The sequence below is a fragment of the Actinomycetota bacterium genome, from assembly GCA_036280995.1.
In the GTDB taxonomy this organism is placed as follows: Bacteria; Actinomycetota; CALGFH01; order CALGFH01; family CALGFH01; genus CALGFH01.
Map to the genome: position 1 here is coordinate 1 of DASUPQ010000039.1, position 8,213 is coordinate 8,213.

At 74.0% G+C, this 8,213-nt stretch carries 9 protein-coding genes; all 9 read left to right on the forward strand.

Going from position 1 to position 8,213, the window contains the following annotated elements; translation table 11 throughout:
* Window positions 1–211: glutamine synthetase (locus VF468_00975; GenBank protein ID HEX5876897.1), on the forward strand; the 211-nt coding region annotated here is incomplete at its 5' end.
* 25 nt (window positions 212–236) lie between these two features.
* Entirely contained in the window at window positions 237–767 is a 531-nt protein-coding gene (locus VF468_00980) for a pyridoxamine 5'-phosphate oxidase family protein (GenBank protein HEX5876898.1), read from the forward strand.
* Window positions 768–835: 68 nt separating this feature from the next.
* Window positions 836–1,579 carry an N-acyl homoserine lactonase family protein gene (locus tag VF468_00985; GenBank protein ID HEX5876899.1) on the forward strand — a complete coding sequence of 248 codons (744 nt, stop codon included), beginning with the start codon at window positions 836–838 and terminating at the stop codon, window positions 1,577–1,579.
* 188 nt (window positions 1,580–1,767) lie between these two features.
* Window positions 1,768–2,439, forward strand: coding sequence for a nitrile hydratase subunit beta (gene nthB / locus VF468_00990; protein HEX5876900.1), 672 nt, complete (start codon window positions 1,768–1,770; stop codon window positions 2,437–2,439).
* Complete coding sequence (gene nthA, locus VF468_00995) at window positions 2,436–3,056, forward strand: nitrile hydratase subunit alpha (protein ID HEX5876901.1); 621 nt, start codon at window positions 2,436–2,438, stop codon at window positions 3,054–3,056. The genes nthB and nthA overlap by 4 nt, the downstream gene beginning before the upstream one ends.
* Entirely contained in the window at window positions 3,053–3,352 is a 300-nt protein-coding gene (locus VF468_01000; protein ID HEX5876902.1) for a nitrile hydratase accessory protein, read from the forward strand. Before nthA ends, VF468_01000 begins: the two co-directional genes overlap by 4 nt.
* A 98-nt stretch (window positions 3,353–3,450) precedes the next feature.
* Window positions 3,451–6,672 carry an FtsX-like permease family protein gene (locus VF468_01005; protein ID HEX5876903.1) on the forward strand — a complete coding sequence of 1,074 codons (3,222 nt, stop codon included), beginning with the start codon at window positions 3,451–3,453 and terminating at the stop codon, window positions 6,670–6,672.
* Complete coding sequence (locus tag VF468_01010; protein HEX5876904.1) at window positions 6,669–7,529, forward strand: ABC transporter ATP-binding protein; 861 nt, start codon at window positions 6,669–6,671, stop codon at window positions 7,527–7,529. Before VF468_01005 ends, VF468_01010 begins: the two co-directional genes overlap by 4 nt.
* Window positions 7,530–8,013: 484 nt before the next feature.
* Window positions 8,014–8,213 (forward strand): hypothetical protein (locus VF468_01015; protein HEX5876905.1); only part of this gene is annotated, 200 nt, incomplete at its 3' end.

An 8,213-nucleotide genomic window follows, 5' to 3' on the forward strand; every position in this document is an offset into this window, starting at 1 on the left:
GCTCGAGGAAACGCCGTACGAGTCGACCCGCCCCAAGCTCCCCCGCAGCCTCATGGAGTCGGTCGCCGCCCTCAAGCAGAGCGGCCTGTTCCGCGAGCAGTTCGGCGACCAGTTCGTCGACTACATCGTGGCGCTCAAGGAAAGCGAGATCGGCCGCTTCCTCGAGCACGTCACCGACTGGGAACAGCGCGAGTACTTCGAGATCTTCTAGGCCGACCGGACCGGGAGAGGCGACCATGAGCTGGCGTGGCGAGAAGATCGGCGCGATGAGCCGCGAGGAGATGAACGAGTTCCTGAAGGGGCCGTGGACAGCGCGGCTGGCGACACTCAAGCCGGACGGCTGGCCCTATGTTGTGCCCTGTTGGTACCACTGGGACGGCGTGGCGTTCTGGGTCGTGCCAAGAGAGCGCTCGGTGTGGGCGCACAACATGGCCCTCGACCCCCGCGTGTCCCTCGTCGTCGACGAGCCGGACCCGCCGATCCGCAAGGTGATCTGTGAGGGCATCGCGGTGGTCGTCGAGGCCGCCGTCGGCCCGTACCTGGAGAACGGCGAGAAGTCGCTCTGGAACCTGATCGGCGAGAAGCACACGGGACCGCGCTACCTGGGCGAGCGTGCGGCCGAATACCGCGGCGGGGTCAACGTGGAACCCTGCTGGACGTTCAAGATCGTCCCCCGCAGGCTCACCACCTGGCAGGGCTACGACTGGCACCCCCGCTACAAGCACCCGGAGCTGTACCCCCAAGACCAGGGCGAAGGCCAGCAGTGATGCGCCCGGCCATCGGGGTCTCGATCCATCTCTGTGAGCAGTCGGCGCTGCGCTGAGAGGGTCTAGCGATGATCGAGGTCGTCCCGTTGCGTCTGGGCACCATCGACGTCGACCTGGCCGACCTGCGCTTCGGGCACACCGGCATGGACACGCTCGCCGTGCCGATGTGGGCATGGCTGGTGCGCTCCGGCGACGAGGCGATCCTTGTCGATGCTGGTCCGCCGAGCCTGGAGTGGTGCGCCGGCAACACCCTGCCGGTGCGTGATGCGACCGAGCGCCAGCTGCACGAGGCGCTCGCACGACACGGCGTTGCGCCGCGCGCGGTGCGCACGGTGGTCCTGACCCACCTGCACTGGGACCACTGCGGCGGCCTCGGTCTGTTCGAGCATGCGCAGGTCCTTATCCAGCAACGCGAGCGCGGCTATGCCGCCGACCCGCTGTGGGTGCATGAGCGGCCGTTCAGGTACGCGCACGAGTTCCTGCTCCACCAGAGCCCGCTGTCGGCTGCCGTCCCGCTCGACGGCGACACCAGTGTTGCGCCGGGCATCCGGATTCTGGCCGCCCCCGGCCATACCCCGGGATCGCAGGTGGTCGTCGTCGGCGCAGGCAGCGGCAGTGCCATCCTTGCCGGCGACACGATCAGCATCGAGGCCAACCGGGCCCGCTCAGACGGCCGCATCCACCCGGGCGGCGTCTTCGTCCGCCTCGACGAGTACGTCGAGACCCTTGCCCGCCTCACCCGCCTGCCGGGCAAGATCCTCCCCGGCCACGAGCCCTCCATCACGGCCGACGTCCCCATCGCCATGCACTGATCGCCCAGCTGAACTAGTCAGGTGCGCGGTGAGTCCGCCATCTCCGCCTGCGCAGGCATCAGGGCCAACGGGGACGGAGGGCGCACGAGGATGGATAGAGACACTGCCGCCACCCCGGCCACATTCCCGCCGGCATGATCGGCGGCTGCGCAGCCCGGTCACTGGGCCCGGGTTATATTTGGCGGTAGATGGACGGCATCCACGATCTGGGCGGCATGCACGGGTTCGGCGCGGTGGTCGTGCCTGGTGGCGAGGCACCGTATCACGAGCGTTGGGAGGGGCGCGTCTTCGCCCTCCACCTGCTGGTGAAGCTGGAACGTCTGGGCGCGAGGCCGGGCGGCCGCGCAACCCGTGAGGAGATGGACCCGGCCGACTATCTGGCGGCCTCCTATTACGAGCGCTGGCTGTGGAGCGCCGAGCAGGGGCTGCTGCGCAAGGGGACGATCGCGGCCGGCGAGGTCGAGGAGATGATGGGGCGGCTGGCCGCCGGCGGGCCGGAACCGCCCCCGCACCGGGACCCGGAGCAGGCCGCACGAGCCGTCATGTGGCTGCAGGAGGTCGTCCCGATGCAGCCGGCGACGCGGTCGCGCTTTGTGCCCGGGCAGGGCGTGCGGGTGCGCCGCATGCGCCCGGCCGGCCACACGCGCTGCCCCCGCTACGTGCGCGGCGCCCTGGGTGTGGTGGAGCGCGTCCGGGGCTTGGGGGAGCTGCCCGACCTGGCCGTCTACAGCAAGGACGCGCCGGTCGAGCCCGTCTACTCGGTCGCCTTCCGCTCCGATGAGCTGTGGGGCCGAGGCGAGGAACCACCGTGGACGGTGGCGCTCGACCTGTGGGAGAGCTACCTCGAGGAGGCCGAGTGAGCACCGAGCACGGGCACGACCATCACCACCCCCGCCCGGACTCGCGGGCGGCCCTGCGCGCCCGCGCCCTGGAGGCGCTGCTGGCCGAGAAGGGCCTGGTCGCCGCCGACGCTATCGACGCGGTCGTGGAGCTCTACGAACGCGACGTCGGCCCGCAGAACGGCGCCAGGGTGGTGGCGCGCGCCTGGACCGACCCCGCCTTCCGCGAGCGGCTGCTCTCCGACGGCACCAAGGCCATCGCCGAGCTGGGCTTCGGCGGCGCCGAGGCCGACACCCTGGTCGCGGTCGCCAACACCCCGACCGTCCATAACGTGGTCGTGTGCACGCTCTGCTCCTGCTACCCGTGGCCCGTGCTCGGCCTGCCGCCCACCTGGTACAAGAGCCCGCCGTACCGTGCCCGCATGGTGGCCGAGCCGCGCGCGGTGCTGCGCGAGTTCGGCCTCGAGCTGCCCGACGAGGTCGAGATCCGGGTCTGGGATTCCAGCGCCGAGGTCCGCTACCTGGTCGTACCGATGCGGCCCGCCGGCACCGATGGCCTGACCGAGGAGGCCCTGGGTGCGCTGGTCACCCGTGACTGCATGATCGGCACGGCCGTGCCGCAGGCGGGGTCGCCGTGAGCGCCGGCGCCGGGCCACGGCTCGCCGAGGTGGACGCCGCGCTCACCGGGGGCACGGCGCTGCCGCGCGACAACGGCGAGTTGGTCTTTGAGGAACCCTGGCAGGGACGCGCCCTCGGCATGGGCGTGGTAGTGCTCGACCGCACCGGCGCGAGCTGGGCGGAGTTCCGCCGCCACCTGGTGGCCGCGATCCGGCAGCGCCCGCCGGAGCCGGGCGAGTCGGCCGCCAGCGCCTACTACGCCGCCTGGCTGGACGCCCTCGAAGCGCTGCTGGCCGAGCGCGGCCTGCTCCCCTGACCGGCAGGCACGGCCCGCTCCGGTACGTCGACCCCTTCAGGTGATACAGCGCATGTCCGGGCTTTCCTGAGCATGGCTTGCTCGCTACGGTGTGGACCATGCGGACGCGCGCGGATGCAGGCGGGCCTGACGTCCTGGGGCGGGTGCGGACGATCTGGCGGGTCGCGCTCGGTGGCCTGTGGCTGGCCGTGCGCGCCCTGGCCGCCCGGGCTGGGCTGACGCTGGCGTTGACCGCCCTGACCGCGTTCGCGGTCGGTGTGGCGGCGGCCGGGGCCATGTACCTGCGGGCGGCCGGCGAGTCCCTGCTGCAGGACCGGCTCGCAGCGACCTCGCCATTCAGCGCCGGGCTGCTGGTCGAGCGGAAGGTCACGACCAGCACCGAGGTGGCGCGGCTCCAGCACCTGCTGCGGCACGATCCCAGGCTGGCCGTGCCCGCGCTGGAACCGCCGTTGTTCGGGCTGGAGAGCGAGGGCTTTCTGACGTACTCGCGGCCTGGGGACAGCGACGGACCGAGGGCGCGGATCGCCGCCCGCGAGGGCCTCTGCGGGCACCTGCGGCTGCGCGCCGGCCGCTGCCCGGCGGCCGGCGCGCAGGGCCAGCGGATGCAGGCCGCGGTGAGCCCGCGCATGGCGCGGCGGCTCGGCCTACGGCCGGGGAGCCGCCTGGAGGCCACCACCCTGCGGGGCGAGCCGGTCGCTCCCGGCCTTGTGGTGACGGGGATCTACGAACCCACCCCCTCCGATCCCTGGTGGGGGCTGCGCGCGTACTTTCCCCCGCCCCCCGAGCCCGGGGCCGGCAGCGACCCGCCCATCGACGCGGTCCTGGTGGATCACACGGCCCTGCTGCGGGAGCTCGACCGCTCGCTGGCCAGGAGCCTGTCGGTAACGGCGGAGCGCGCGCTCGACCCGGGACGTGTGCGCCTGAGCAACGCCACCGCCCTGGTCAGAGCGGTCACCGAGTTCCGCCGGGAAGCCTGGGCCTCCGCTGGCAGCACGCGCGTCGAGAGCCGGCTGCCCTCCCTGGTCGACCAGGCCGGGCTGGATCGCCGGGCGCTCACCACCCCGGTGCTGCTCGCCACCGTGCAGCTCGACGCCTTGGTCATGCTCATGCTGCTCGTCGTCGCGCGCATGGCGGCGGACGCCAGGGCGGGCGAGATCGCGCTCGCCAAGCTGCGCGGCGCCTCCAGCCGGCAGGCGTTCCTTCTGGCCACCTACGAGCTCACGGTGGTCAGCCTCGTGGCGTTCCCGCTGGCGCTCGCGGTCGCCTGGGGCGGGGCGTCCGCGCTCGCCCGCGTGCAGCTTCGACCCGGGGTGCCGGTCGCGGTCACCCTGCCCGCGCTGGGCGTCGCCGCCGTCGTGAGCGTCGCCGCGCTCGCGGCGACGGCGCTCGCGGGCACAGGGCAGGTGCGCCGGCGCGTGCTCGACCTCTGGCGCCGGGGGCGCCCCGCACCGGACACCGGGCCCGGGCTTGTGCTGGAGCTGGTCCTGCTCGCGGCCGCGATCCTGGGGATGGTGAGCCTGCGCCTGGGCGGCCCGCGGCAGGGCGGCGGCTGGGACCCCGTCGCGCTGCTCGCACCCGCCGTGGCCGTGCTCGCGGGCGGCCTGCTCGCCGCCCGGGCGCTGCCCGCGCTCGCCGGTGGGCTGGTGCGGGCGAACGCCGGCTCCCGGTCCCTGACCATCTACCTCGCCGCCAGGCAGGTCGCCCGCCGCAGCGGCGCGGCGCTGCGAGTCGTGGTCCTGCTGACCGCCGCCTTCGGACTGGTCGCGTTCGCCACAACCCTCCGTCAGGACCAACGGCGCAACCACCACGACCGCGCGTGGACCGAGGTCGGCGCGGCCCGTGCCCTCCAGGTCCGCCTTCCCCCGGGCATGCGGGGCGAACGGATCGCCGCCGTCGCCGACCCGGGCGGCCGGCAGCTGCTGCCGGGGTTGCGGACCGGGGCCGCGGTGGCCTTCTCGGGCACGCCGTTCACGCTGCTCGGCATCGACCCGGACCGCTACGGGCGCGTCGCGTTCTGGCGGGAGGACTTTGCCGGGCAGCCGCTCGGCCGGCTGCTCGCCCCGCTGCGACCGACCGCCAGGATGCCGCCGCCGGAGCTGGGACGGGTCGAGGAGATCGAGATCCGGCTCGCGGCCGGCTCGGTGGCGCGCTCGGCGCCGCCCGAGCTGACCGCCGAGCTGCTCGGCGGGGACGGGCGCATCATCCAGCTGTTCCTCGGACCGGTCCGGCCGGGCCGGCACGCCTACCGCGGGGTCGTGGGCGCGGGCGGGGCGGCCTCGACCGGATCCTACCGGCTGCTGCGGTTGCGGCTGGACGAGAGCGAGGAGCTTGCGGGCGTCGCCGGCGTCTACCGGTTCGAGGCGGTGCGGGCACGCCAGGGCGGCAGGTGGCGCCTGATCGGCGGGTTCGACCCCGGCCGCTGGTACGTCCGCAGCGCGCAGGGACGGGCGCTGCCCACGACGGTCGCCGCCGGTAGCGGAGCGCTCGTCGTCGCGCTGCACCGTGACCCCGAGGCGAGGGTCACGGTCAACTCCGCAGCGGTCCCCGAACAGCTGCCCGCGGTGGTCACCACCGGCCTGCTGGAGGACACCGGCCAGGCGGTCGGTGGGCTCGTGGCCGTGAGGGACGCACAGGGCACCCTACTCAAGCTCAAGGTGACCGGCGTCGCCCGGGCACTGCCCGGGACCGACGGGGCGTTCGTCGCCGCGCTGGTGGACCTGGAGGGGCTGCTCCTGTACGGGCGTGACACCCGCCTGGCCGGCCGCGCTCATCTCTGGGCGGCGGCTGGCCCGGAGCCGGACGCCGCGGTCGGCCGGCTCGAGCGGCTGGGCGTGCAGATCGAGCAGGACCTGACCGCCGGGCAGCGCCGCGCGGATCTGGGCCGCCAGGCGCCCGCGCTCGCGCTGCTGCTGCTGGTGCTGGGTGCTGCTGCAGCGGCGGTGCTCGCTACCGGCGGGGTGATGCTGCACCTGTACCTGGATGGGCGGCGGCGGCGGTTCGAGCTCGCCGTGCTCGACGCGCTCGGCGCGCGCCACCGGGACCTGTGGCTGCCGCTCGCGCTGGAACACGCCGTGCTCGTCGGCTGGGGGGTGCTGGCCGGTGGCGCCGTGGGGCTGGCCACCGCGCTGGTCGCCCTGCCGGCGGTGCCCCAGTTCCTGGACCCGCCGAGGGTGCCGCCGGCCCTGCACCTGCCCGACTGGCCGGTGCTGACCGTCGGTGCCGGGCTGGCCCTGGCGCTCGTCGCCGCAGGTCTGTCGCTGGTCGTGGCGGGGCTGGTGCGCGCGGCCCGGCCCGAGCTGCTGCGGGAGGAGGTGCTGTGACGCCGCCGGCGCGTGGCAGCCTGGTCGCCTGCCGGGACCTGTTCCAGATCTACCGGCCGGCCGGCCACGAGGTCGTCGCCCTGCAGGGCGTCGACCTCGACGTCGCTCGGGGAGAGCTGTTGGCGTTGCTGGGCCCGTCGGGCGCCGGCAAGTCCACGCTGCTGGCGCTGGTCGGGGGCCTGGAACGTCCGGCCGCGGGCCGGGTGTGGGTGGACGGCCAGGATCTCGCGCGCCTGCCGGAGGCCGCGCTCACCGCGTTCCGCCGTGGCCGGGTCGGCTTTGTGTTCCAGACCCCGGCCCGCAACCTCCTGCCGTACGCCAGTGCCGCGCAGAATCTCGAGCTGCCCATGCGCCTTGCCGGCGTGCCGGCCGCGCGCCGTCGCGAGCGGGCCCGCGCGCTGCTGGCGGCGACCGGCCTCCAGGCCTCGGGCAGCAGGTCGGTCCGTTCGCTGTCCGGTGGCGAGCAGCAGCGGCTCGCCGTCGCCGTGGCGGTCGCGAACGAGCCGCCGCTGCTGTTGGCCGATGAGCCCACCAGCCAGCTCGACCGCGCCAATGTCACACGGGTGCTGGAGCTGCTGCGGGTCCTGCGGGACCAGACCGGCACCACGGTCGTCATGGTCACCCATGATCGCGAGGCGGCGGGGGCGATGGACCGCACCGTGAGCATCCGGGGCGGCCGGGTGGGCGCGGAGGGCCGCGGTGGCGTGGAGTACGCGGTCGTCGGCCCGACCGGATTGGTGCAGCTGCCCGCCCACGCCCTGGAGGTGCTGCCCCCCGGCGCTCGAGCGCTGGTGGAGGTCGGGGACGGACCTGTCCTGCTGCATCCGGTCGAGCCGCCCGACGGAACCTCGCGGTGACCACGGTGCGGCTGCTGGAGGCGGAGCGTGAGCCACGGGAGAGGCTGACGCTTCAGGAGAGCCGGCCGCCGGCCAGCTCCCGCCAGGCCGCCTCCAGCAGGCCGGAGTGATCGGCCACGTAGCGGCGGAATGGGTCTGACGGACCGGTCATTCCTGTGGAACTCCATGGCGTCCGAGTCCGGATGGACCTGTGCAGCCGGCCTGCCGCCGTCCGGGGTCGCCGCCACGCTGCTGGAGCCTGCCCGGCTCGACCGGACCGGTCTCTCGGACCGAACCGCAAGGGCCCTTGCTGCGAACAGCGGGGAAAACCGACCCAGCACCGAGAGGAGACCAGCAGGGCATCCACCGCACGCACCAACCGTTGCCGCCGCCTGCGCCTGGTCGTCGCCGGCGCGGCCGTGATCACGGTCCTCACGGCCGCCGCCGCGGCTTCACCGCCAACCTCGATGGGGGTGCCGCCCCGATGGGGGTCCAAGCTCCAACGATGACCCGGCTTGGCGCCAGCTCCAGCCAGGACCCCCGTCCCCGCACCGGCGTCCCGGGGTTCCTGCTGGACCGCGGCCGCTACCGCGGCTTCGACGCGCCAGAGGCCCAGCTGGCGACCCTCCCCTATGACGTCAACAACCGCGGCCAGATCGTCGGCGCCTATGAGAACACCAACGCCACGCCGAACCGGCAAGGAAC

Bases quoted from the DNA above. Each gene is read 5' to 3' on its own strand.
- VF468_01005 (HEX5876903.1), top strand. From the start codon at position 3,451: ATGCGGACGCGCGCGGATGCAGGCGGGCCTGACGTCCTGGGGCGGGTG.
- VF468_00985 (HEX5876899.1), top strand. From the start codon at position 836: ATGATCGAGGTCGTCCCGTTGCGTCTGGGCACCATCGACGTCGACCTG.
- VF468_00980 (HEX5876898.1), top strand. From the start codon at position 237: ATGAGCTGGCGTGGCGAGAAGATCGGCGCGATGAGCCGCGAGGAGATG.
- nthB (HEX5876900.1), top strand. From the start codon at position 1,768: ATGGACGGCATCCACGATCTGGGCGGCATGCACGGGTTCGGCGCGGTG.